Raw genomic sequence first — 22545 nt, 5'->3', positions numbered from 1 at the left:
CTCACGCGCTCCAAGCGCTCCACGCACTGCACGTACCTCACACAGCAAGGACTTCCTCATGCAGGACCACCCCGGCCTCCGTCGCAGAGGCCTTCTCACGGCGGCCTCCGGTCTCGGCGCCCTCGCGCTCGTCGGCTGTGGCAGCTCGGACGGCTCAGGCGACCAGAGCGGCGGAGGCGACGCAAACGACGGGAAGCCCCGGCGCGGCGGACGGCTGCGGGCCGCCTTCGCGGGCGGCGGTGCGAGCGAGACGCTCGATCCGCATCTGGCCAACCTGTTCGCCGACGTGGCCCGCGCCAAGGCGCTCTTCGACAAGCTGGCCGACTACGGCGACGACCTCTCCGCCCAGCCACGCCTGGCGTCCGGCTGGGAGCCGAACGCGGGGCTCGACCGCTGGAAGGTCACCCTGCGCAAGGCCGACTTCCACGACGGGAAGCCCGTCACCGCCGAGGACGTCCTGTTCAGCTACCGCCGGATCGCCGACCCCGAGAAGGCGTTCCGCGCCAAGGCGTCCCTCGAACCCATCGATCTCAAGGCGAGCCGGGCCGTCGACGAGCGGACCGTGGAGTTCGTACTCAAGCGGCCGACCGCCGAATTCCCCAATGTGCTGGCCGCGTTCGGCGCGTACATCGTGCCCGACGGGTCCTCGGCGGCCGACTTCGAGAAGAAGCCGGTCGGCTCGGGACCGTTCCGGTTCGTGTCGTTCGCGCCCGGCCGCTCGGCGGTCTTCCGGCGCAACGACGACCACTGGGACGGCGCCCCGCACCTCGACGAGGTGGAGTTCGTCGTCGCCAACGAGGAGTCCGCGCGGGTCAACGCCCTGCTCGGCGGGCAGGTCGAGTACGCCCATGAGCTGAACCCGACGACCGCCCGCGCCCACGAGGGCAAGGGCCGGATCGGCATCGTGCGGCTGCGCAACAGCGCCATGCAGGCCTTCGCCATGAAGACCGACCGGGCACCCTTCGACGACAAACGGGTCCGCGAGGCGTTCTTCCTCATCGCCGACCGCCAGGAACTCGTCGACGGGGCACTGTCCGGGGCGGGCGTGGTCGGCAACGACCTCTTCGGCAAGGGGTACGAGTACTACGCCGACGGGCTGCCCCAGCGCGAGCAGGACCTCGACCGGGCCCGCTCCCTCCTCAAGCAGGCGGGAGCCGAGAAGCTGAAGGTCACCCTGGACACGTCGGCGGTCGCCGCCGGGTTCACCGAGGCGGCCGGCATCTTCCGCGACCAGGCCGCGAAGGCCGGCGTCACCGTCGACGTCAAGATGGGCAGCAAGGACTCGTACTGGGCCGACATCCTCGACTCCGGCACCCTGTGCTGCTACCGCTCCGGAGCCATGCCCATCGAGGCGCACATCTCGCAGCGGCTCCTCACCGACTCCACCACCAACGCCACCAAGTGGCACCACAAGGACTTCGACGCTCTCTACCAGCAGGCGCAGGCCACGAAGGACGCCAAGGAGCGCGCCGCCGTGTTCGGCCGGATGCAGCGCAGACTGTATGCCGAGGGCGGCTTCCTGGTGTGGGGGTTCGCCGACTGGATCATCGGAACAGCGCGCACGGTCAAGGGAGTTGACCGCAAGGCGCCCGCCAACACGCTCGACTGGGCACGGTTCGACAAGGTCTGGCTGGCGTGAGCGGACTCGGTTCCTGGGCCGCCCGGCGGCTGCTGCTCGGCGGTGTGCAGACCGTGGCCGTGGTGCTGCTGGTCTTCGCGCTCACCGAGGCGCTGCCGGGCGACGCGGCGGTGGCCCTCGCCGGGGACCAGCCCGACCCGGCGCGGATCGCCGCCATCCGCGAGGCGCTGGACCTGGACCGGCCCGCGTACGAACGGCTAGCCGACTGGGCGGCCGGGCTCCTGCACGCCGACTTCGGCACCTCCCTGGCCTCCGGGCGGCCCGTCACCTCGTACCTCTCCGGTGCCTTCGGGCCGACGCTGCTGCTCGCCGCGCTGACCGTGGTGCTGCTGGTGCCGGTCGGGGTGGGGCTCGGGGTGCTGGCCGCACGGTTCGAGGGTCGGTTCGTGGACCGGCTGGTCAGTGCGGTGACGCTGGGGGTGTACGCGGTGCCGGAGTTCGCGTTCGGGGTGCTGCTCGTGACGGTGTTCGCGCTGCGGCTCGACTGGCTGCCGCCGACGGCGGTCGGCTACGGCACGGACCTGCTCGCGCATCCGGCCGCCCTGGTCCTGCCGGTGCTCGTCCTCCTCTCCCGTCCGGTGTGCTCACTGTCCCGGCTGGTACGCGCCGGAATGATCGACGCGCTCGCCTCGCCGTACGTCGCGCATGCCCGGCGGTACGGGATTCCGGGCGCCCGGGTCCGGTACGCGCACGCCCTGCCGAACGCGGTCGCACCGGCCGCTCAGCAACTCGCCCGCACCGTCGACTGGTTGCTGTGCGGGGTGATCGTCGTGGAGGCCCTGTTCGTGATCCCCGGCCTGGGGACCGTGCTGATGAACGCCGTGGCCGAGCGGGATGTGCCCGTGGTGCAGGGGCTCGCGGTGGTCTTCGGGGTGATCACGGTGGTGCTGAACCTGGGCGCCGATCTGGTCGCCCACCGGTTCGCGCCGAGGGCGGAGGTGGCCGCGTGAAGGCACTTGGCCGTGTGCGAGTACTCAGGAGACAGCTGCCGTTCGGGCGTTTCGTGCTCGGGGCCGTCCTGGTGGGTGTGCCGCTCGCGCTCGCTCTGCTCGGGCCGCTGACCGTGGGTGGTCCCGGGCCGCGGGCCGCCTCGTTCACGCTCGGCGACGGGCACTGGCTGGGCACCGACTTCGTGGGGCGTGACGTGTGGCGGCAGGTGCTGCTCGGCGGCCGGCCCGTGGTGGTCGTCGCGCTCACGGCCACGGCGCTGGCGTATCTGGTGGCGCTGCCGCTCGGGCTGATCAGCGCGCTGACGCACCGAATCTGGCTGGAGGAGACACTGATGCGGCCGTTGGACGTGCTGCTCGCCGTACCGTCCCTGCTGATGATCCTGCTGGTGGCGTCCGTGTTCTCGCCCGGGGCCACCGGGCTCGCGCTGCTGGTGGCGCTCGTGAACATCCCGGACGCCGCGCGTATCGTCCGGGCCGCCGCGGCCGACGTGGCCTCACGGCCTGCGGTGGAGGCACTGCGGATGCAGGGCGAGTCGTGGTGGCGTATCGCCGTGGGCCATGTCGGCCGGTCGATCCTGCGCCCGCTCGCCGCCGACGCGGGGGTACGGCTGACGGGTGTCGTGTATCTGGTGGCCACGGCCGCGTTCCTGGGTATCGGGGTGGCACCGGACGCGGCCGACTGGGCGGTGATGGTGGACCGCAACCGTACGGGGCTGTTCGTGCAGCCCTGGGCCGTGGTCGTCCCGGCACTGCTGATCGTGGCCCTGACCATGGGCTGCAATCTGCTCTGCGACGCGGCGCTCAGGGGCGCGGCGCCCCGGGACCCGGCACTCAGGAAGGGGCCGCGTTCATGAACGGGCCGAGCGGTTCGGACAGGCCGAGCGACCCCTTGGTGGTGGCGGAGATCGAGGGGCTGACCGTGGAGGTCGGTGGCAGGCGCATCGTCGACGGTGTGAGCCTGCGGGTGCTGCCTGGGAAGGTGACCGCGCTGGTCGGGGCCTCCGGCAGCGGGAAGACGACCACGGGGCGTGCGCTGCTGGGCGAGTTCCCGCAGGGAGCGCGCGTCGAGGGTTCCGTACGGGTGGCGGAGACGTTGGTCGGTCATGTCCCGCAGCATCCGGCGACGGTGCTCAATCCCGCGCGGCGGGTGGGGGCGCTGCTGCACGACATCGCGCGGGCTCAGGTGCGCGAGATGCCTCGTCGTGAGCGGCGCGCGGCGGCTCGGAAAGGAGTCCTCGACGCCTTGGAAGCGGCTCAACTAGACGATGGCGAAGCGTTGTTGCGGCGCTTCCCGCATCAGCTCTCGGGCGGTCAGCAGCAACGGCTCGTACTCGCCCAGGCGTTGCTGCTCGGCGCCCGGGTCGTCGTGGCGGACGAGCCCACCACCGGCCAGGACGCGCTCACCAGACGCCGGGTCGTGGACGAGCTGGCGGCGGTCGCCGCGCGCGGAATCGGGGTGGTCCTGCTCAGCCACGACCTGGAGACGGTTCGCGCGCTCGCCGACGAGGTGCTGGTGATGCGGGACGGCAGGGTCGTGGAGTCGGGCCCGACGGAACAGGTGTGGCTGACTCCCACCCATCCCTGGACACGTCAACTCCTGGCCGTCCGGCAGCCGTTGGCGGAGGCCGCTCGGCATGGCCCGCGCCCGGAGGCCGTACTGCGGGTCCAGGGCCTCCGGGCCCGCCACCGGCCCGGTGCCGAGGTCCTGCGCGTCCCGGAACTCGCCGTGCACCCCGGCGAATGCCTCGCCGTGCTCGGCCGTTCGGGCAGCGGCAAGACGACCCTCGCCCGCTGTCTTGCCGGACTCCATCGCACGTACGAGGGAGAGGTGCTGCTCGACGGGGTCGCGCTCCCGCGCAGTCTGCGGGACCGGGGGCGGAACCGGCTGGCGGCCGTGCAGTACGTCTTCCAGGACGCGCGCGCCTCCTTCGACGAGCACCGGCCGGTCCTGGACCAGGTGGCCAGGACAGCGGTGAGACTGCGGGCTGTGGCTGCCGCGGAGGCGCGGACCGAGGCGTCGGCAACTCTCGACAGCCTCGGTCTGAGCGATGAGTTGGCGGCCCGCCTGCCCGCCCGGCTGTCCGGGGGCGAGCTTCAGCGGGCCGCGCTCGCCAGGGCGCTGCTCGCACGGCCGCGGGTCCTGGTGTGCGACGAGATCACCTCCGGGCTCGACACGGTCACCCGCCGGGGCCTCCTCGACCTGCTCGCCGGGCTGCTCCGCGACCGCGACGACCTCTCCCTCGTCCTCATCACCCATGACCTCGACACGGCCCGGCTCGCCACACGGATCGCGGTGCTGGACGGCGGAGAGGTGGTCGAGCAGGGACCGGCGCGGGACGTCCTCACGGCGCCCGCGCATCCGTTCACGGTGTCGCTGGTCGAGTCGTCGGCGGAGCCGGCGGTGAAGTCGTCGGTGCGGTCGGCGGGGCAGGTCTGAGCGTGGTGCCGGGCCGGGCGACCGGCCTCGTTCAGATCCAGCCCTGCTGCCAGGCGTGGTGCGCGGCGGCGTGCCGGGTCGGTGTGCCCAGCTTGGCCATGGCGGCGGAGAGGTAGTTCCGGACCGTGCCGGGGGCCAGATGGACCGCGGCGGCGATCTCAACGACCGAGGCGCCGGTGCGGGCCGCGCGCAGGACCTCCAGTTCGCGGTCGGTGAGGGGGCAGTCGTCCTCGGTCAGCGCGGAGGCGGCGATGTCAGGATCGACGTATCGGCGGCCTGCCGCGATGTCGCGGATGATCCCGGCGAGGACGGCCGCCGAGGTGGTCTTGGGGACGAATCCGCGGACACCTGCGGTCAGGGCGCGGCGCAGTACGGCGGGGCGGGCGTGCCGGGTGACCAGGACGATCCGGGTGGGCAGTGCGGCTCTGATCTCCTCGGCGGCCCGCAGTCCGTCGGTGGGCGGCATCTCCAGGTCGAGGACGGCGATGTCGGGGCGGTGCTCCCGGGCCAGCCGCACCGCGTCGGTGGTGGTGGCGGCCTCGGCGACCACGGTGAGGTCGTGTTCCAGTCCGAGCAGGGCCACCAGGGCGCTTCTGAGGAGGTCCTCGTCGTCGGCGATCAGCAGACGGATCAACGTGCCGTCCCCTTTCCGGGATCGGCCGGGCCGACCGCGGTGGTCGCGGTGGTTCCGGGACCGGCCGGGCCGGCCTCCGTGGCCGGACCCGTCGGCAGCAGGGCGGTGACCGCGAAGTGTTCGCCGTCGCGCTGCCAGGTCAACTCGCCTTCGGCCAGGCGCAGTCGCTCACCGAGTGAGTGCAGTCCGGTGCCCTGGGCCGTGTGCCGGGCGGTGTCCAGCGGCTCGTCGGCGCCGTCGTTGCCCACCCGCAGACGGGCGAGGCCGCCGGTGACCCGGTAGTCGACCTCCGCGTGCCGGGCCCTGCTGTGCCGGAGCACGTTGGTGGTGGCCTCCCGCATGACCAGGCCGAGCAGGTGGCGGGTCGGCTCGGGGAGTCCGTCGGTGGCCGTCGCGGGTTCGAGGCTCGTGCGCGCGTCGATGCCCGCGGCGGCGAGCACCCGGGTCGCGTTGGTGATCTCGTCGTCCAGGGTCGTCCGCCGGTAGCCCTGCACGACGGCCCGCGTGTCGCTCAGCGCGTCGGCGGCCAGCTGCCGCACCTCGCGCATCTCGGCGGCGGCGCGCTCCGGGTCGGCGGCCACGAGCCGGGCCGCCAACTCGCTCTTGAGGGCGATGACTTGGAGGTGATGCCCCTGGATGTCGTGCAGGTCGGCGGCGAACCTGAGCCGCTCGTCCTTCACCGCCAGTTCCGCCTCCAGCCGACGCGCCTCGTCGAGCCGCCGTGCGGTGTCCCAGGCCCACAGGGGGCCTAGGCCCTGTCGTCAAATTCCCGCCTGCCGGCCGACGCCTGGCACGCCCTCTCGCCGCACCGGGCGAAAGCCCAAGTACGTCCAGTACGAGGGCTTCCGCCCGGCACACCGAGAGCACGCACCAGACGCCGCCCGGCCCGCCCTCCGGGCGGACGTCGGGAATTTGACGACAGGCCCTAGTACGACCCAGACGGTGAACGCGACCAGCCCGGCCGGGAAGAGCGCGGCGTGCACCGACTCGCCGTCGCCGGTGGCCAGACTGACGACACCGCCGGGCAGGAGCGCGCAGAGCACGGAAGCGATGATCAGCGGCCGTCTGGCCCGCGGTGCGAGGTAGGTCGCGACGATCGCCACCACCGTGGCGGGCGCCACCGCCCACAGCCCGTAGTTGCGCACGGCGAGCGCGCACACGGCCAGTACGGTCCCGGCGGCGCACGCGGTGATCAGCCAGCCCACGGGCGGTCGCGCCGCGGGGCTCGCACCCGCCCTGGGCAGGAGCGTCAGCCGCCGGGTGAGGAGCACCGCGCTCGCCACCGCCTCGACCGCCAGCGCGACGGCGGCCGGGCCCCGGGCCCAGCGGGAGACGTCCTCGTCGAGGATCCACTCCCCCACGAAGAGCAGCTGAACGCCGACGGCCATGCCCGGCACGGTCCACCACGTATGACGCCGGAGCCCGGTCAGCCCCGTACCGTGAGCGTTCTCCCCGTCCCGCATCCGGCCATTGTCGCCGACACCGGGCCGTCGGGCGGGGTGTCGTCACGGCCCGTCGCGACACGGCGTCCGGCAAGGCATCGACGTGGTGGCGACCCGTCAAGCTGCTCAAGCGCCGCCGGCCGAGACTCCTGGCGGTGGCGCTCGCTCAGCGGAAGTCCACCTCCACCGGAGCTGCCACCACCCTCGTACGGGGCACGCGTGCGACGAGCGCCAGGAGGTCCTCTCGCTCGGTGCCGGCGGGCACGCCGAAGCCGCCCAGCCAGTCCTCGGACCGGGCGGCGTCGGTGTCGAGCGTGAGGGTGTAGCGGTAGCGGCCGGGGTGCCTGGGGATGAAGTGCGCGAAGGTCATGAGGGGCAGGCAGCCGGGGCCCGAGGTCGGGTCCCACGACTCGCCCGGCGCCAGTCTGCGCAGGTCCGCCGGGCGCAGTGGGCCGACGAGGGGGTCCTCGGCCGGTGCGGGGGACGCCACGACGGTGCCGTACCCGGCGGCACCTGCGCCCCCGCCGTCGCCCTCACCGACACCTTCGCCTTCACCTTCACCGGCTCGCGTGACGGTCGGCCGGTAGTGCGGGAAGCGCAGGCCGTTCTCGGAGCCGTCGAGCACGCCCGCGATCCACAGGTCGTGGTCGCCGGTGTTGCGGAGCTCCACCCGCACGGTGGCCGGGCGGCCGAGGGGCTGGGGGCCGCCCGGCCCGTACAGGACGAGGTCGATCACGCGACGACCTCCTTCCCGTGCCCGTGCGTGAACCCGTTCGTGCAGTTGTACCGCTCCGGGGAGCGGAATGGGCGCTCACGGGCAGAGGGGTGTCCCGTGAGCGCCCTTCCGGGCGCGGGGCGGCCGGGGTCAGCCGCCGAACTCCTCGGTGAGCCGCGCCTTCGTGGAGTCGACCTGGTCGCGTACGGCGTCCTTGACGTACGGCTTGAACGCGGGTGTGTCGAAGTGCCGGACCAGCCGGTCGAGCGTGGTGTTGGCCTCTTCGAGGTCGCCCTGGCGGGCGTAGGCGCGGGCGAGGCGCCGTGAGGCCAGGTTGAGCGTCAGGTTGTCGACGCCCTTGCCCTGCTGGGAGACCTTCACGACCTGGGCGAGCTGTTCGATACCGGACTTGGGATCCGGGGGCCGTACGGTCAGCTCGGTCTTGTCCGGGCTCAGGCTCTTGAACTCGTGCTCGAAGTTGAGGCCCTTGGCGAGGCGCGCGTACACGGCGAAGGGATGGGTGCCGTGCCGCTCGATGACCTCCTGGAGCGCGTCGTTGCCGGACCGCAGTGACGGCGAGTCGGAGCCGCGCAGGGCGAGGATCTTGCCCTGGTCCTCGCCCATCATCAGCTCGGCGAGCCGGAGGTCGGCCTGACTGACCGGGTGCCGTACGTCGAGCCGCAGCACCGGCGAGACGATCCGGGACCCGTCGGAGGCCAGGTAGGCGGCCCGCAGCTGGTAGGTGCCCGGCTGCTGGAAGTAGTGCCCGTCGCGGCCGTAGCCGATGTAGGCGCTGCTGTAGATCGCGGGCCGGCCGGCGTCCAGGCGCACGGTCTGGTCCTGGTCGACGCAGCGGCGCAGCAGCGGCCGGTAGAGCACGGTGCGTCCGGAGGGCTGCCGGATGGCGATGCTGACGAGTTCGTCGTCGGGGTGGAGGTGGTTGTGCGTGGCACGGCCGCGCAGGTCGGTCGTCTCCAGCTTCAGCTCCACGACGACCGGTTCGCCGAACGAGAGGGCGCTCTTGTCGGCGCGCAGGCCGAGGCGGAGGCCGGACTCGTCGGTGAGGGGCTCGTCGAAGAGAGCCGGTTCGATGTCGGCGGCGCCGGTGGCGAACGCGTTGGCCCCCATGACGACGTCCCGGTAGAAGCCGTGCCGCAGATGCATCTGCTCGTTGTCGGTGAACTGGAAGGGGAAGGAGCCCCAGTAGGCGGCCGCTCCGCCGTTCCCGTTCAACGGCTGGTAGTTCTGGGGGTAGTTCATCCACGACAGGTCCGCGAAGCCGTTGTTGCCGCCGAGCGGGGCCGGCGGCGTGGCCAGGTTCTTCTGCCAGGAGTGCAGCAGGTTGAAGGCATGGCCGATCTCATGGACGTACGTGCGCAGCATGGCGCGTTGCTCTTCGGGGCCCGCGCCCTGGATCAGGTCGTAGAAGACCGCGCAGCCCTGTCGCTGGAAGGAGTCGGCGGCGTCGAACATGATGCCGCGCACGCCGGTCATGCCTTCGTAGCTGCTGGCGACCAGCAGCCACAGTTTCCATTGCGGGGCGTTGCGCCAGAGACTGAAGTTGGTCTCCATGGCGGCGTGGAGTTCGGTGTTGGTCCAGCCGTTCTGGCTGTTCGCGATGACGTTCGCGGTGCCGGAGACCAGCAGTTCGATACCGGCCTCGGCGTAGGCCCGCGGCACGGTGAGGATCCGGGCGGGGCTGTTGGCGGGCTGCGGCAGCGATCCTGTGTCGTACGAGAGGAACGGCACGGCCCCGGTGACGGAGTCCTGCTCCCACTCGACGGTACGGAAGTGCGGCGAGATGTACGGGCAGACGTAGGTGGCGCCCAACTGGTCGGGCGGGCGCAGGAATTCGACGGTCGCGGCGCCGGGCCGCTGGTTCGTCCTGCTGCGCGGGACGGTGACCCGCACGAGCGTGTACGCGGTCTGCCAGGTGTAGGTGGCGATCCCCCTGATGACGACCTGCGTCGGGGTCCAGGAGACGGTGGGCGCGTCCACGAGGAACGAGCCGAAGTACGCCTGCGTACCGCCGCCCGTACTGGAGAAGTCGCCGCTGACCTTCCGCAGGACCCTCGGGCCCCCGGGGACGCTGTCGACGTCGACGCGCAGGGTCAGTTCGTAGCCGCCGCTGATGCCGCGGTAGCGGCCACGGGTGGGGCGGTGGGCGGGGAGGGCGGCGCCGGACTCGGCGCGCGCGGCCGGTCCACCTGCGGCCCGGCGCTGTTCCGTCCCACGTTCCGTGCCGCGTTCCGTGCCTTCCGCCGTGGTGCGTTCCGTCGTGCTCGCGTCGGTGGCGTACTCACCCCGGACGCTCTCCTGACCGCTCTCCCACTCCTCGGGGAAGGAGGTGTCGGCCAGGGGCGTCGCCGAGAAGTCGGCCGTCCCCGTTGTCGGGTCTCCACTGGCTGTTGACATGGCGACAAGCCCTCCGTTCGCTCGACGCGCCGCGCAACGGGTGGCGTCCGCGCGACGCCACCCCTGGTCCCGACCGGCCGGAAGGACTGGTGCGAGCACGTTGGCACCGCGCTTCCGCCGCGTCAACGATCCTTTCCGTTGTCCCGCAGAAATACGACGTGGCCGTCCGACGGCTGGTTCTGCAGGTGAAAGCGGTTCGTCAGGAGGTGCCTGCGCCCACACTCACGCCATGCTCAGGGCGTCCCGCGGACTCTGCTCGCAGAATGGGAACATGACTGGGGACGGGACCGCGGACATGGGGACGATGTACGCCTGGGAGGTGGCCGAGCCCGGCCCGGTGGAGAGCGGGCCGCTGCGGCTCGTCGAGAAACCGGTCCCCGTGCCGGGGCCCGACGAACTCCTCGTCCGCGTCGGCGCCTGCGGTGTGTGCCGCACGGATCTGCACGTCACCGAGGGCGATCTGCCGGTGCGCCGGGCACGGGTGACGCCGGGTCACGAGATCGTCGGGCGGGTGGCGGGGATCGGTGCGGAGGTCACCGGGCACAGCGTCGGCGACCGGATCGGCGTGGCCTGGCTGCGCCGTACCGACGGCACCTGCGCGTACTGTCTGCGCGGGGCGGAGAACCTCTGCCCGGACTCCCGCTACACCGGCTGGGACACCGACGGCGGCTACGCCCAGTACACGACCGTGCCGGCCGCCTTCGCCCACCCGCTGCCCGGCGACCTCGACGACATCGCGCTGGCCCCGCTGCTGTGCGCGGGCATCATCGGACACCGCGCACTGCTGCGCGCCGCCCTGCCGCCCGGCGGGCGCCTGGGCCTGTACGGGTTCGGGGGCAGCGCCCACCTCTGCGCGCAGGTGGCGCTCGCGCAGGGTGCGACCGTGCATGTGCTGACGCGGGATCCGGCTGCCCGGCAGCTGGCCCTCGACCTGGGTGCCGCGTCGGCGGCGGGGGCGTACGACGCGCCTCCGGAGCCGTTGGACAGCGCGATCCTCTTCGCTCCGGTCGGCGATCTGGTGCCCGTGGCGCTACGCGCGCTGGACCGGGGCGGCATCCTCTCGATCGCGGGCATCCACCTCAGTGATGTGCCGTCGCTCGACTACGAACGCGAGCTGTTCCACGAGAAGGAGATCCGCAGCGTCACGTCCAACACCCGTGCGGACGCCCGGGACTTCCTGGCCCTCGCGGAACGCCACCGGGTACGTGCCACGACGCATCCGTATCCGATGTCGCGGGCCCCGGAGGCCCTGAGGGACCTCAAGGCGGGCCGCTTCGACGGGGCGGCGGTACTGGTCGACGACGGCGGGCCCTGGCACTGACCGCGGCCCACTCCTCACGAGGACGGAGTTCCCCGATGCGCCTCAGCCCCTTCACCATCAACCACGCTTCTCTGGTGGCGAGTTGGCCGACCACGCCGACGGAGGTGCTGATGTGGTGCGGACTGCGCGAGTTCCCGGTGCGGGGGCGGACGGTCTCGGCATGGCAGCGGGATCCCGACGTGACGGCCTACGCCCTCGTGGAGGACGAAAGCCCGCTCGCGTACGGGGAGTTGTGGCCCGACACCGAGGAGGACGAGGTCGAACTGGCCCGGATCATCGTGGCACCCGGGGTGCGTGGGCGGGGCCTGGGCCGTCGACTGGTCCGTGGGCTGCTCGCGGAGGCACGACTGACCGGACTCCCGGAGATCTGCATGCGGGTCCACCCGCAGAACACACCCGCCCTGCGCTGCTACCGCGGAGCGGGCTTCGACCCGGTCGACGCGGAGGAGGCCGCGTCCTGGAACACGGGCCAGCCGGTCGAGTACACCTGGCTGCGGTACGGGCACGCCTGAGCGGCGGGCGTGGGCATGGCCGTGGGCATGGGTGTGGGCACGTACCGGCCGACCGGTCCGCCGCGCTCGACGCGCGGGTCACGCCGAGGCCTGTCGGGCACCCGACGCACGGACCCGACTCGGCTGAGTCGGCCTGATGCGACCCGACACGGCGGCCCAGCGCGCGGCGCGGCGTGGAGCCCGGCGCGGAGCGAGCACCGAGCCCGACAGCGGGGGCGGCCCAGAGCCTGAGCGGATCCCGCACGCGGCGCAGGGCTCGAAGCGCGTGGCCGCGGGCCCGTTCCTGGTGGCGTGCAGCGTCGAAATGTTGGTCCGGACGGGGGATTCCTGACGTGGTATCAGCGGTGCGGCGCGTTTCGCGTCGGCGGATGTGAAAGGGAGTCAGGTGCACAACCGATTTGTACGACAATCATTCCGCTCGGAGGACTTCGTATGCCCGCCTCACCGCTCACCCGCTCCGCCTGCGTCCGCACCGGCGCCGCAGCCCTCAGCACGGTCGCCCTCGCGGGCGCCGCCCTCCTCGGGGCACCGGCCGCCCACGCCGCCCCCGGCGACAACGGCGACGTCAAGATCCACGCGGAGACGACGTCCCCCACCGATCAGCGCACGGAACCGAAGGTCTGCAAGTTCTATCTGGCCGCCTTCAACTTCGACGGCGTGCAAGGGATCACGTGGACGATCGAGCCACAGCCGGCCGCCTCGGCCAGCGCCACGCTCAACGGCACCCTGACCCTTCCGATCGGCACCGGCTACACGGACACGCTGGCGCTGCCGGACGGCCAGTACAAGCTCACCTGGAAGATCCTGGGCGGGTCGGGCGCGGGCAAGACGAAGGTGTTCAAGGTCGACTGCAAGCCGGACGCGGCGGCCAAGCCCGACGCCAAGCCGCGGACCCCCAACGGCGCCGTGCCCGCGGGCGGCGGCGGTCTCGCCGAGACGCCGACCGTGTCGGCGGTCGCCGCCGCCGGAGCGGTGGGCCTGGTCGGCGTGTCCGGCTTCGTCTACCTCCGGCAGCTGCGTCGCCGGTCCGACGGTGCCGCGTAGGCGCGCGCCCAGGCCCTGGTACCGCACGCGTGCCTACCGCCTGGCGAGAACCGCGGTTCTGGCGTTCTCGCTGGTGATGGGCGGCATCTGGTGGTCCGAGGACGACGGCCGGCCCGCTGGGCCGGTCGCCGCCCCGGCGGTGGAACCCGGGGACGCGAAGGCGTCCCCGGGTCCGCCCGCCGCCGCGGCACCGGAGCCCCGGCGCACCCCCGCTCCCGCACAACCCCCCGTCAGCCGTCCCAGTCCGCCACCCCCTCGTCCCTCGCGACCCTCGTCGCCCCCACCTCCGCTACCCCGGTCGTCCCAGCCACCCCGGGCATCCCGGCCGCCCCAACCTCCCAAGCCGCCTCAGCGGCAGCGGAACCCACAGCAATCGCAGCAGCAGCCGCGGCAGCCGCAGCCCCTCTCGCGTTCCAAGCCCACCAGCCTGCGCATCCCGGATCTCCGCCTGGAGGCCCCGCTCGTCGGGCTCGGCCTGGACCGGCGTCAACAGCTCACCACCCCGCCGGTCGACAAGCCCAGACTGGCCGGCTGGTACGAGGGCGGGCCGTCACCCGGAGAAACGGGCACCGCCGTGGTGGTCGGCCATCTGGACACCCGTACCGGACCCGCCGTCTTCGCCGGCCTGAGCACGCTGAAACCGGGCCGACTCGTCGAGGCCCTGCGTGCCGACGGACGTACCGCCGTCTTCACGGTGGACGCCGTCCGCATGTACGAGAAGGCGCGCTTCCCCAGCCGGGAGGTCTACGGCGCACGAAAGCGTCCGGAGCTGCGACTGATCACCTGCGGAGGCGTGTACGACCGGCACTCCGGCTACAAGAGCAATGTCGTCGTCTTCGCCCATCTGACGAACATCCTCGAACCCTCCCGCCACGCCTAGGACTTGTACCCGTGGCCTGCACCCCGTGGCTTGCACCCCGTGACTTGTCCCCGTGCCACACTCCTGCGGAGCATCTGGCCAAGGCGAGGACGGGGACTGTTTCGGTATGGGCGACAGCACGCTGTGGGTGGCCGCGCTGACGGCCGCGACCGCGGTGCTCGCGAGCTGGGTGACCAGCCGCGGCACCGCACGCGCGGCCCGCATACAGGCGGACGCCGCCGCCGCGACCGTACAGGCGGACGGCCTCAGGGCCGCCCGCCGCGCGGCGTACGTCGACCTCATCGAACAGGCCCAGCGCATGGGCGACCTGTACTGGACAGTGACCGACGCCCACGAGATCGGTGACCCCGACGAACGACTGGTCGCCCTGCGGGAGTTGCGGATCCGGCTGCGCGGCGAGTACGCGGTGCTGCGCCAGCGGGTCTGGGTGGCGGACCTGGAGGGCCCGCCGGAGGTCGCCTCGGCTGCGGACCGGCTGCGCCGCTCCACCAGCGCCAACTACCGGGCGCTCGACGCGATGATCGCCGGTGAGGAGGACGCGGGCCGGCGGTTCAAGGACTGTTACCCCCCGTTCTGGGAGGCGGTCGTGGACTTCGTCGGCGTCGCCCGCACCGCCCTGCACGGGACCCGCGCCTAGCGACTGCCGACAACAGACGGCAACGGGCGGCGACGGGAGGCGACGGGAGGCGACAAGCTTCAACGGTGTGCCGAAGCGGCAGGCCTGCCCTGTCACTGGTCGTGGCGCCGCACGGAGGCCACCGCGACGACCGCCGCGGCCACGGCCCAGACCGCGTAGACGGTCCACGCCCCGCCGGCCGTCCACGGGTGCGCGACCGGCTGGTGGCCGACGGCCGTCAGCCGGTTCCACGCGCCCGCCGGCAGAGCGTGGTCGACGACGGCCGCCCAGTGGCGGTCGGCGCTGAAGATCAGGGACAGCAGCAGGAGAACCACCACATTGGCCGTCATCGTGGGCGCGCTGTGCCGAAGGACGGCGCCGAGTGCCAGGCCGACCAGTGCGGACACCGGCGCGAGGAGCGCGGACGCCACGACGAGGCGCAGGGCACCGGGGTGGCCGAACGCCACACCGGCGTCCCGGCCGGACAGGACGGCCTGGGTCAGGCCGAACGAGGCGACGGAGACGACCGCCCCGAACACCGTCGTGACGGCCGCGACCACGCACACCTTCGCCGCCATCACCGAACGGCGGGCCGGTACGGCGGCGAACGTCGTGCGGATCAGTCCGGTCCGGTACTCGCCCACGATCACCGTCGCGCCGATGGCGCTGAGAGCCAGCATGAGCAGCATGGCGGCGTCCGTGGAGAACGCGATCGACAGCGGAATCCCGTCCCGGACGAAGTCGGCCCGTGACGCCGTGTCCCGCTCCGACCAGTGGCGGTACGTGTCATAGGCCATGCCGACGTTGAAGCCGACGACGGTCAGCGCGGTGGCCACCAGCGCCCAGCCGCTGGAACGCAGCGACCACCACTTGGTCCACTCGGCGGCGACGAGATCACGGAACCGGGCACGAGGGACGGCGACTTGACCCCGTACGGCCGTGCCCGCGGTCGTGCTGTCGACGCCGCCGGTGTCGGTCATCGGTCCGCTCCCGCGACATGGTCGACGCTGTCCGCGGTGAGTTCCATGAAGGCCTCCTCCAGGGACGCGGACCGGGTGGCCAGCTCATGCAGCAACACCCGTTTAAGCAAGGCGAGTTCACCGATCCGCTCGGCACTCAGACCGATCACCGTCAGCGTGCCCGCTTCCCGCTGAAGCACCTCCGCCCCCTCCCCCGCCATCAGTTCCGCGAGCGCCGAGAGGTCCGGGGGCCCGTACCGTCACGCTCGGGCGGGTGCCGCGGGCCACGAACGCGGCCCCCTCCGCGCGCACGGTCGGCGGTATCACCGGCCGGGAGCGCGAGGTCCTCGCGCTCGTCGGTGGCGGGCTGTCGAACACCGAGATCGCCGAACGGCTCTCCATCAGCGTCGCCACCGCCAAGACCTATGTGTCCCGGCTGCTCACCAAGCTGGACGCCCGGGACCGGGTCCGGCTCGTGATCATCGCGTACGAGTCGGGGCTGGTGGCGTCGGGCCGTCGAGCGACCGCAGCCAGTCGGTCAGGAGGCGGTTGACCTCGTCCGGGCGCTCCTGCTGCACCCAGTGGCCGGACCCCTCGACGAGGTGCGAGGAGACCAGGCCGGGGAGCGTGCCGGGGAACGCCTTGATCGCGTCGGCCAACCAGGCGATGGACGCGTCGAGTTCACCCGCGACGAAGAGCGACGGCTGGGTGAGGGGGGCGCCGTCGAAGTCGGCGAGGTCCTCCCAGTCGCGGTCCATGCTGCGGTAGCGGTTCAGTGCTCCCGTGAGGCCGGTCCGCTCGAACTCGGCCGCGCAGTAGTCGAGTTCCTCGTCCGTGAGCCAGGACGGGCGGTCCTTCACGAACCGGTCCGAGAGCCTGCCGCCCTTCGGGACGAAGAACACCGCGCCCGATCCCGTGCCCTCTCCCGACGCGGGCATCGTGTCGCCGGCCAGCGTCGCGTAGAAGCCGGCGAGCCATCCGCGTACGTCCGGTTCGATCTCCGCCTCCGCGCGGCCCGGCTCCTGGAAGTGGCTGACGTAGAACTCCTCGTCCTCGCCGATCATGGCGAAGGCGTCGGTCGGCCTCATCCCGCCCCGGGGCGCGTACGGCACCCCGAGCAGGCCGACGGCGGTGAAGACGTCGGGCCTGAGCAGTGCGGAGTCGGCGGCGATGGTCGAGCCCCAGTCGTGGCCGACGATCACCGCGGTCTCCTCGCCGAGCGCGCGGACGACCGCCACGTTGTCCTCTACATGGGCCCCGATCCGGTACGCCTCCACGTCGTCGGGCGCCGAGGAGCGCCCGTAGCCGCGTACGTCGATGGCGACCGCCCGGTAGCCCACCGCGGCGAGCGCGGGGAGCTGGTGGCGCCACGAGTGCCACAGCTCGGGGAAGCCGTGGATCAGCAGGACCAGCGGGCCGGTGCCCTGTTCGACCAGGTGGATCCGGCCACCTGGGACGTCCACCGTCCGATGCGTGGCGCCCGCCGGGGTGAACGGGCTGGCTTCCTGCGACATACGTCGTCCTCCTGGCTTCGACTGTCCCGACCGCCGAGCTGCCGAACCGCTCAGCGCTCTGCTGCCGATCATGCGGGTGCCTCCGCCGAGCGGCGAGGGACCTTGCCGTTTCGGCAAAACGTGTCGCGCGGCCCGGTCCTGACGACCGGCGGGTTCACGCCGTCTCCGAACGGCCGGGCGGCTCGGTGAACCGGACCGCGCGGCGGCACGTACTGAAGTGAGGGCGTTCACCTCGCGGGTTCGCCCGCAACAGGAGTGACGCTGTGTCAGGACAGTCGCACGGGAGCCGTGAATGAGGCATGCACGACGTAATGTTCAGCGAATCGCACGGTTCGCCGCCATCGGCGGGCTGGCCTGCGGAGGGCTGATGGTCACGCAGGCCATGGCGAGCGAGACCTCGTCGGACGGCACGAAGGCTCCCAACGCCGAGACCCGGGCCGCCCGCACGGGACAGGAACTGGTCTCCGAACTGGGCACCTCGCGTACGGCGGGCAGCTGGATCGACGCCAAGGGGCGCCCGGTCGTCGCGGTGACCGACGAGAAGGCCGCGGCCGAGGTGCGCGAGGGCGGCGCCGTGGCCAAGGTCGTCCGCTACACCATGCGGGACCTGAAGTCCGCCACCGAGGCGCTGAAGGACGCGCCCAAGGTGGCCGGTACCTCCTGGGCGATGGACTACGCGACCAATCAGGTGGTGGTCCGCGCCGACACCACCGTCTCCAAGGCCGCGTGGGCCCGGCTGACCGCGGTCGCCGAGGGCATCGGCGCCTCCGTGCGCATGGAGCGGACCGAGGGCACGTTCACCCCGCGGCTGAACGGCGCCGACGCGCTCTTCGCGGGCTCGGGACGCTGTTCGGCGGGCTTCAACGTGACCAACGGCCAGAACAACTTCATCCTCACGGCCGGCCACTGCGGGCCCGTGGGGACCGCGTGGTTCTCCGACCAGCAGGGGGCCAAGCCGGTCGGCTCCACCGTCTCCGGCTCGTTCCCCGGCGGTGACTTCTCGCTCGTGCAGTACAACTCCGGCACCGCCCTCAGCGGCGCCGACATCGTGACGGTCGGCAACGGCCAGGGCGTACGGATCATCGGAGCGGCCGATCCGGCCGTCGGCCAGAAGGTCTTCCGCAGCGGCAGCACCACGGGGCTCCAGTCCGGCCAGGTGACCGGCCTGAACGCGACGGTGAACTACCCGCAGGGCACGGTCACCGGGCTCATCGAGACCACGGTGTGCGCCGAACCGGGCGACAGCGGCGGCCCCATGTTCGCCGACGGGCTGGCCATGGGTGTCACCTCGGGCGGCAGCGGGGACTGCCAGGCCGGCGGTACGACGTTCTTCCAGCCGGTGACCAAGGCGCTGACCTCGCTCGGTGTGAAGCTGACGATCGATCCCGCGGCGGCCGGTCGGGCCCCGTCCTCGGCCGGCGCCGACGGCGGCACGGGCAACGACGCGGGCGCGGCGGTACCGCCCGGCACCGCCTCGACCGCTCCCGGCGCGGCCCTGCCCGGGGCCATGGGACCGGCGGACACGGTTCCCCAGGGGCAGACCGACAACGCCTCCTCGGCACTGGAGCGGCTCGGGGAGTACCGGAACCTCGGCCCGGGGCTGTTCGTCATCGCGGGGAGTCTGCTCGCGCTGGTGGCCCTGCGGATCCGTTCGGAGCGGGGCCGCAAGCGCTACCGCAACCAGTACTCGCAGAGCTGGGGCTGACACCCGCCCGGCGGGCCGCGGGCTGACACCCTGCCCGGCCGGCCGCGGGCGGCAGGCACGGACGGTTTACTGGGGCCATGACGCACCCCAGTCAGGACACCGGCCGAGCCCCCGCCGACGCCGAAGCCGCCCCCTCCGCCCCTGCCCCCGTGGTGACCGGCACCCCGGGCTCCTTCGCCCGCAGCGTGCTGGACGAGCGGCACCCGGCCCTCATCGAGCGCGTCCGGCGGGCCACCCCGTATCCACCCGAGCAGCAGCGCGCACTGGACGCCCTCCTCGACGAGATCACCAAGGGGTCCATCGCGCGGCTGGACGACGACGAGCCGAGCGCCGGCCTCTGGCGGGACGAGCCGTACTACGGGCAGCGCTGGGCGGACGTGCCGTTCCTCTGGGCGGAGAGCTTCTTCTACCGCAAACTCCTGGCCGCTCTGCGGCACTTCACCCCGGGACCCTGGCTGGGCATCGACCCCTTCGCCCCCTTCAAGAACGCCGAACTCGCGGGCTCCAAGGTCGACGACGAACTCTCCGCGCTCGACCGCCTCGCCGAACTGCCCCCGGACGAGCGGGACCGTACGCTCCTGCTCTCCTCCCTCTGGGGCAACCGGGCCGACCTCGGCTTCCAACTGTCAGCGGGTGAGGCCGGGTTGGGCGACCGGGTCCAGGGACTCGTCGTCGACGACTCGGACGCGCTGTGGGACCTCCTCCCGGCCGGAGAGCCGGGTGCCCCCGGAGAGACAGGTGGGCCAAGTGGGCCCGGCGGTCCCGGCAAGGTCTGTCTCGTCGCCGACAACGCCGGCCCCGAACTGCTCCCCGACCTCGTCCTCGCCGACCACCTGCTGGCCACCGGCCGGGCCGCCTCCGTCGTCCTGCACCTCAAGCCGTACCCGTACTACGTCTCCGACGCCACCACCACCGACACGCTCGCCTGTCTCGACCGGCTGACCGGGGCGTCCGGTCGCGCCGCAGAGGTCGGCGGACGGCTGCGGGACGCCGTCGGCGACGGGCGGCTGATCCTGCGCAGCCACCCCTTCTTCTGCGCGCCGCACCCCTACGACCGGATGCCCGCCGACCTCCGGGAGGACTTCGCGTCCGCCACGCTCACCGTCATGAAGGGCGACCTCAACTACCGCCGCCTGGTGGGCGATCGGCACTGGCCGGCCACCACGCCGTTCGCCGGGGCCACCGCGTACTTCCCGGGCCCGGTGGCGGCCCTGCGGACACTCAAGTGCGACGTCATGACCGGGCTGACGCCCGCCACCCTGGCGGAACTGGACGCGGGCGCGGAGTCCTGGCGTACGAGCGGAACGCATGCCCTCATCCAGGTCAGGCGCTGATCCGGGTCGGGCCCCGATCCGGGTCTGACCCGCACCCGATCCAGGTCAGACCCTGACCGCCGGCCTTCCGTCGTCCGATGCGGTGGGCAGTCCGGTGGCCGACAGCGCGCCGAGCGCCGCGGCGGCGGCGGCGAGGACGAGCAGACAGGCGACCGCGATGAGACAGCCGGTGCTGATCCACTGGACCTGCGCTGAAGCGTGAGGCGTTGCCGGAGCGCCGCGTTCACCGCTCCGGTCCGAGGTGGGCGTCCAGAGCGGCCCGTACGAAGGATTCGACACCGTCCGCCCCCGTCGCGAGCCGGAGACTGCCCCAGCCCCACAGCTGCGCGACGCCGTGCAGGTTGGCCCAGAGCGCGCCCGCGACCTCCGGGGCCCGCACGTCGGGGCGGGCCCGGCCCACCAGGTCCACCATGGTCTGGAAGAGCGGCAGGCTGGTCTCGCGCAGGCCCAGGCGGTCGCTCTCCAGCAGGTCGTGGCGGAACATCAGCTCGTACATGCCGCGGTGGGACAGCGCGTAGTCGACGTAGATCCGTGCCAGCGCGGCGAGTTGGGCCCGCGGTGCCTTCTCACCGCCGCGCAACTCCTCGGCCACCTCGGCCCCCAGCTCGGCGAATCCTTCCCGCGCGATCGCGGACAGCAGTTCCAGGTGCGTCGGGAAGTAGCGGCGGGGCGCGCCGTGCGAGACACCGGCCCTGCGGGCGATCTCCCGCAGGGACAGGGCCTGTACGCCCTCCTGGGTCACCAGTTCCACGCCGACGGCCACCAGCCGGGCCCGCATCCCCGCTTCTCCCCGGCCTGCGTCTCCCCGGCCCGGTTCTCCCTGGCCCGCTTCCGCTTCCCGTTCGCTCATAGACACTGTCTACCAGTGCCGCGTAGACAGTGTCTACGCGCCGATGGGAGAGGGCGGTTCGTCTTTGTGCGGGGTACCGGGAGCACTGCCACAGGCAGCGCATACCATCACGGGGATGAGCAGCCGGACGCCACCGCGAGCGCGCCGCGTCACCCGCGACGCGGCGCTGTGCCCTGCCCTGGCCGTCCTGCTCGGCGTGCTGCTCGCGGTACTGGTGGCCTGCCTCGGGTACGTACCGGCGCACGGCCGGACCGCTCCGGTCGCGGCGCCGGTGGTCACCGTCTCCGTCCCGCACGAACGGCTGGCCTCCCCCGCCCAGCACGACCAGTGCTGCGGGCTGCCCACGCACGAGGCACGCGCCGTGCTGCCGGTGGGCGCCCACCCGCTGCCCGCGGTGGCGCCCCGGATGCCCGTCGTGACACCCGCGGCCACGGCGGAGCGCGTGCCCGTGCTGCCGCCCGCCCGCGGGGCCCCCGACCTCCATGTCCTCCAGGTGCAGCGGATCTAGACCGGCGTCCGTACGACGACGTCCGTCCGACCCCTCACCCATCGCCGCCCGCCCGGTCGATCCGGCGCGGCGGGGACAAGGAACGCATTCCCATGAGCAGAACCAGCAAGAAGTCGGCCGCCACGGCCCGCAAGGCGCGTATCGAGGAGATGCGCCGTGCCGAGAAGGCCCGTGAGCGCCGGAACCGCGTCCTGACCATCTCGATCAGCACGGCCATCGTCGTCGGGCTCGTCGGATTCGGCGCGTACTACGTCGACCGGGCCAACGAGAAGGACGAGCAGCAGCAGGCCGCGGCGAAGAAGCCGGTCGAGGGCGAGAAGTCCTGGAACGCGAAGAAGCTGACCCAGAACCATGTCTCGAAGCCCGTGTCGTACCCGATGAATCCGCCGGTCGGCGGCGACCACAACCAGGCGTGGATGACGTGTGACGGCTCGGTCTACACGAAGGCGATACCGAACGAGAACGCGGTGCACTCGCTGGAGCACGGCGCGGTCTGGATCACGTACAACGACAAGGCGGCGGACGCCGATGTGAAGACGCTCGCCGACAAGGTCGCCAAGACGCCCTACACGCTGATGAGTCCGGTCGAGGACCAGGCCGGGGCGCTCATGCTGTCCGCCTGGGGCAAGCAGCTGACCGTCGAGAAGGCGTCCGACCCGCGGGTCCAGCAGTTCCTCACGAAGTATGTGCAGGGCCCGCAGACCCCTGAGCCGGGAGCCGCCTGCACCAACGGCATCGACGCGGCCTGACCGGCTTGACCGCTTGATCGACGGCGCCGGGCTCCCCGCCGGAGTACGGAGCCCGGCGCCGCGCCGGAACCCGGATGCCGTCGGCACCCGGGCGTCTAGGCGGCTGCCGGCGAGAGCAGCCAGGTCAGGACGAGCATGGTCTCCAGGTGGCGTTCGGGGTCCGGGCAGGTGCCGTCGGTGAGCTGGGCGATCTGGCGGAGGCGGTAGCGGGCCCTGGGGGCGTGCAACTTGCGACGGGGCGCGGGGTGCCCGGCGGTTGTACCCCAGGGCCGTTACAACACCAGGGTGTACAGGAGCGGGTACCAGCGCCGGGGGGCCCGG

At 72.5% G+C, this 22545-nt stretch carries 23 protein-coding genes and 1 pseudogene; 14 read left to right on the top strand and 10 right to left on the bottom strand.

Annotated features, from left to right (window positions below; translation table 11 throughout):
• Window positions 1-58 precede the first annotated feature (58 nt).
• The 4 genes from ACFVH5_RS17635 to ACFVH5_RS17620 are packed head-to-tail and all read left to right on the top strand — an operon-like array spanning window position 59 to window position 5026.
• Window positions 59-1639 carry an ABC transporter substrate-binding protein gene (locus ACFVH5_RS17635; protein ID WP_385834578.1) on the top strand — a complete coding sequence of 527 codons (1581 nt, stop codon included), beginning with the start codon at window positions 59-61 and terminating at the stop codon, window positions 1637-1639.
• Window positions 1636-2589, top strand: coding sequence for an ABC transporter permease (locus ACFVH5_RS17630; protein WP_385834576.1), 954 nt, complete (start codon window positions 1636-1638; stop codon window positions 2587-2589). Before ACFVH5_RS17635 ends, ACFVH5_RS17630 begins: the two co-directional genes overlap by 4 nt.
• On the top strand, window positions 2586-3443 hold the full coding sequence (locus tag ACFVH5_RS17625) for an ABC transporter permease (RefSeq protein ID WP_385834575.1): 858 nt from the start codon (window positions 2586-2588) through the stop codon (window positions 3441-3443). The genes ACFVH5_RS17630 and ACFVH5_RS17625 overlap by 4 nt, the downstream gene beginning before the upstream one ends.
• Window positions 3440-5026: an ABC transporter ATP-binding protein gene (locus tag ACFVH5_RS17620; protein WP_385834574.1), complete on the top strand. Its 1587-nt coding sequence runs from the start codon at window positions 3440-3442 to the stop codon at window positions 5024-5026. Before ACFVH5_RS17625 ends, ACFVH5_RS17620 begins: the two co-directional genes overlap by 4 nt.
• Before the next feature lie 31 nt (window positions 5027-5057).
• On the opposite strand, the gene ACFVH5_RS17615 is transcribed toward ACFVH5_RS17620, so the two are convergent.
• From ACFVH5_RS17615 to ACFVH5_RS17595, 5 genes are all read right to left on the bottom strand, one after another.
• Complete coding sequence (locus ACFVH5_RS17615; protein ID WP_385834573.1) at window positions 5058-5660, bottom strand: DNA-binding response regulator; 603 nt, start codon at window positions 5658-5660, stop codon at window positions 5058-5060.
• The gene (locus ACFVH5_RS17610) at window positions 5657-6340 is read right to left on the bottom strand and encodes a sensor histidine kinase (protein ID WP_385834572.1); all 684 of its coding nucleotides are present in this window, start codon (window positions 6338-6340) and stop codon (window positions 5657-5659) included. Before ACFVH5_RS17610 ends, ACFVH5_RS17615 begins: the two co-directional genes overlap by 4 nt.
• Window positions 6341-6421: 81 nt before the next feature.
• A complete protein-coding gene (locus ACFVH5_RS17605) occupies window positions 6422-7048 on the bottom strand; it encodes a hypothetical protein (protein WP_385834571.1) in 627 nt (208 codons plus the stop codon).
• A gap of 220 nt (window positions 7049-7268) precedes the next feature.
• Entirely contained in the window at window positions 7269-7838 is a 570-nt protein-coding gene (locus ACFVH5_RS17600) for a hypothetical protein (RefSeq protein ID WP_385834570.1), read from the bottom strand.
• A gap of 129 nt (window positions 7839-7967) precedes the next feature.
• On the bottom strand, window positions 7968-10232 hold the full coding sequence (locus ACFVH5_RS17595) for a hypothetical protein (protein WP_385834569.1): 2265 nt from the start codon (window positions 10230-10232) through the stop codon (window positions 7968-7970).
• A gap of 304 nt (window positions 10233-10536) precedes the next feature.
• Here ACFVH5_RS17595 and ACFVH5_RS17590 point away from each other — a divergent pair, with 304 nt between their 5' ends.
• The 5 genes from ACFVH5_RS17590 (at window position 10537) to ACFVH5_RS17570 (ending at window position 14626) form a co-directional block, all read left to right on the top strand.
• Entirely contained in the window at window positions 10537-11553 is a 1017-nt protein-coding gene (locus ACFVH5_RS17590) for a zinc-binding alcohol dehydrogenase family protein (RefSeq protein WP_385834604.1), read from the top strand.
• 35 nt (window positions 11554-11588) lie between these two features.
• Complete coding sequence (locus tag ACFVH5_RS17585) at window positions 11589-12065, top strand: GNAT family N-acetyltransferase (protein ID WP_385834568.1); 477 nt, start codon at window positions 11589-11591, stop codon at window positions 12063-12065.
• A gap of 432 nt (window positions 12066-12497) precedes the next feature.
• Window positions 12498-13109 carry a hypothetical protein gene (locus ACFVH5_RS17580; protein ID WP_384809867.1) on the top strand — a complete coding sequence of 204 codons (612 nt, stop codon included), beginning with the start codon at window positions 12498-12500 and terminating at the stop codon, window positions 13107-13109.
• Window positions 13110-13185: 76 nt separating this feature from the next.
• On the top strand, window positions 13186-13989 hold the full coding sequence (locus tag ACFVH5_RS17575; RefSeq protein WP_385834603.1) for a class F sortase: 804 nt from the start codon (window positions 13186-13188) through the stop codon (window positions 13987-13989).
• Between the two features lie 106 nt (window positions 13990-14095).
• The gene (locus ACFVH5_RS17570) at window positions 14096-14626 is read left to right on the top strand and encodes a hypothetical protein (RefSeq protein ID WP_385834567.1); all 531 of its coding nucleotides are present in this window, start codon (window positions 14096-14098) and stop codon (window positions 14624-14626) included.
• 92 nt (window positions 14627-14718) lie between these two features.
• On the opposite strand, the gene ACFVH5_RS17565 is transcribed toward ACFVH5_RS17570, so the two are convergent.
• Both ACFVH5_RS17565 and ACFVH5_RS17560 read right to left on the bottom strand, forming a co-directional pair.
• Entirely contained in the window at window positions 14719-15585 is an 867-nt protein-coding gene (locus ACFVH5_RS17565; RefSeq protein ID WP_385834566.1) for an ABC transporter permease, read from the bottom strand.
• Complete coding sequence (locus ACFVH5_RS17560; protein WP_385834565.1) at window positions 15582-15764, bottom strand: hypothetical protein; 183 nt, start codon at window positions 15762-15764, stop codon at window positions 15582-15584. The genes ACFVH5_RS17565 and ACFVH5_RS17560 overlap by 4 nt, the downstream gene beginning before the upstream one ends.
• 113 nt (window positions 15765-15877) lie before the next feature.
• On the opposite strand from ACFVH5_RS17560, the pseudogene ACFVH5_RS17555 reads away from it, so the two are divergent.
• Window positions 15878-16117: pseudogene (locus ACFVH5_RS17555) on the top strand (response regulator transcription factor); the annotation flags it as partial.
• Here ACFVH5_RS17555 and ACFVH5_RS17550 read toward each other — a convergent pair.
• Window positions 16044-17078, bottom strand: coding sequence for an alpha/beta fold hydrolase (locus ACFVH5_RS17550; RefSeq protein WP_385834564.1), 1035 nt, complete (start codon window positions 17076-17078; stop codon window positions 16044-16046). The pseudogene ACFVH5_RS17555 and the gene ACFVH5_RS17550 overlap by 74 nt on opposite strands.
• A gap of 292 nt (window positions 17079-17370) precedes the next feature.
• On the opposite strand from ACFVH5_RS17550, the gene ACFVH5_RS17545 reads away from it, so the two are divergent.
• Together ACFVH5_RS17545 and ACFVH5_RS17540 are read left to right on the top strand one after the other, a co-directional pair.
• Window positions 17371-18783 (top strand): S1 family peptidase, encoded by a 1413-nt coding sequence (locus tag ACFVH5_RS17545; RefSeq protein WP_385834563.1) that lies wholly within the window; start codon window positions 17371-17373, stop codon window positions 18781-18783.
• Between the two features lie 77 nt (window positions 18784-18860).
• On the top strand, window positions 18861-20117 hold the full coding sequence (locus tag ACFVH5_RS17540) for a damage-control phosphatase ARMT1 family protein (RefSeq protein WP_385834562.1): 1257 nt from the start codon (window positions 18861-18863) through the stop codon (window positions 20115-20117).
• A 223-nt stretch (window positions 20118-20340) separates the two neighbouring features.
• Here ACFVH5_RS17540 and ACFVH5_RS17535 read toward each other — a convergent pair whose 3' ends face one another.
• Complete coding sequence (locus ACFVH5_RS17535; protein WP_385834602.1) at window positions 20341-20895, bottom strand: TetR/AcrR family transcriptional regulator; 555 nt, start codon at window positions 20893-20895, stop codon at window positions 20341-20343.
• 187 nt (window positions 20896-21082) lie between these two features.
• Between ACFVH5_RS17535 and ACFVH5_RS17530 the strand changes: the two genes are divergently transcribed.
• A complete protein-coding gene (locus tag ACFVH5_RS17530) occupies window positions 21083-21475 on the top strand; it encodes a hypothetical protein (protein WP_385834561.1) in 393 nt (130 codons plus the stop codon).
• 92 nt (window positions 21476-21567) lie between these two features.
• A complete protein-coding gene (locus ACFVH5_RS17525) occupies window positions 21568-22224 on the top strand; it encodes a DUF3105 domain-containing protein (RefSeq protein WP_385834560.1) in 657 nt (218 codons plus the stop codon).
• A 95-nt stretch (window positions 22225-22319) separates the two neighbouring features.
• Here the strand turns inward: ACFVH5_RS17525 and ACFVH5_RS17520 are convergent, their stop codons facing one another.
• A complete protein-coding gene (locus ACFVH5_RS17520) occupies window positions 22320-22451 on the bottom strand; it encodes a hypothetical protein (protein ID WP_385834559.1) in 132 nt (43 codons plus the stop codon).
• Window positions 22452-22545: the final 94 nt, after the last annotated feature.

Origin of the sequence: Streptomyces sp. NPDC127119, from assembly GCF_042677425.1 — a bacterium.
In the GTDB taxonomy this organism is placed as follows: domain Bacteria; phylum Actinomycetota; class Actinomycetes; order Streptomycetales; family Streptomycetaceae; genus Streptomyces.
The sequence above is the reverse complement of the archived record's forward strand: the minus strand, read 5'-3'. Positions and strand labels throughout refer to the sequence as shown.

Coding starts and splice junctions, on each gene's coding strand:
- ACFVH5_RS17635 (WP_385834578.1), top strand. CDS start 59: ATGCAGGACCACCCCGGCCTCCGTCGCAGAGGCCTTCTCACGGCGGCC.
- ACFVH5_RS17620 (WP_385834574.1), top strand. CDS start 3,440: ATGAACGGGCCGAGCGGTTCGGACAGGCCGAGCGACCCCTTGGTGGTG.
- ACFVH5_RS17605 (WP_385834571.1), bottom strand. CDS start 7,048: ATGGCCGTCGGCGTTCAGCTGCTCTTCGTGGGGGAGTGGATCCTCGAC.
- ACFVH5_RS17595 (WP_385834569.1), bottom strand. CDS start 10,232: ATGTCAACAGCCAGTGGAGACCCGACAACGGGGACGGCCGACTTCTCG.
- ACFVH5_RS17590 (WP_385834604.1), top strand. CDS start 10,537: ATGTACGCCTGGGAGGTGGCCGAGCCCGGCCCGGTGGAGAGCGGGCCG.
- ACFVH5_RS17585 (WP_385834568.1), top strand. CDS start 11,589: ATGCGCCTCAGCCCCTTCACCATCAACCACGCTTCTCTGGTGGCGAGT.
- ACFVH5_RS17580 (WP_384809867.1), top strand. CDS start 12,498: ATGCCCGCCTCACCGCTCACCCGCTCCGCCTGCGTCCGCACCGGCGCC.
- ACFVH5_RS17575 (WP_385834603.1), top strand. CDS start 13,186: ATGGGCGGCATCTGGTGGTCCGAGGACGACGGCCGGCCCGCTGGGCCG.
- ACFVH5_RS17570 (WP_385834567.1), top strand. CDS start 14,096: ATGGGCGACAGCACGCTGTGGGTGGCCGCGCTGACGGCCGCGACCGCG.
- ACFVH5_RS17565 (WP_385834566.1), bottom strand. CDS start 15,585: ATGACCGACACCGGCGGCGTCGACAGCACGACCGCGGGCACGGCCGTA.
- ACFVH5_RS17550 (WP_385834564.1), bottom strand. CDS start 17,078: ATGTCGCAGGAAGCCAGCCCGTTCACCCCGGCGGGCGCCACGCATCGG.
- ACFVH5_RS17545 (WP_385834563.1), top strand. CDS start 17,371: ATGAGGCATGCACGACGTAATGTTCAGCGAATCGCACGGTTCGCCGCC.
- ACFVH5_RS17540 (WP_385834562.1), top strand. CDS start 18,861: ATGACGCACCCCAGTCAGGACACCGGCCGAGCCCCCGCCGACGCCGAA.
- ACFVH5_RS17535 (WP_385834602.1), bottom strand. CDS start 20,895: ATGCGGGCCCGGCTGGTGGCCGTCGGCGTGGAACTGGTGACCCAGGAG.
- ACFVH5_RS17530 (WP_385834561.1), top strand. CDS start 21,083: ATGAGCAGCCGGACGCCACCGCGAGCGCGCCGCGTCACCCGCGACGCG.
- ACFVH5_RS17525 (WP_385834560.1), top strand. CDS start 21,568: ATGAGCAGAACCAGCAAGAAGTCGGCCGCCACGGCCCGCAAGGCGCGT.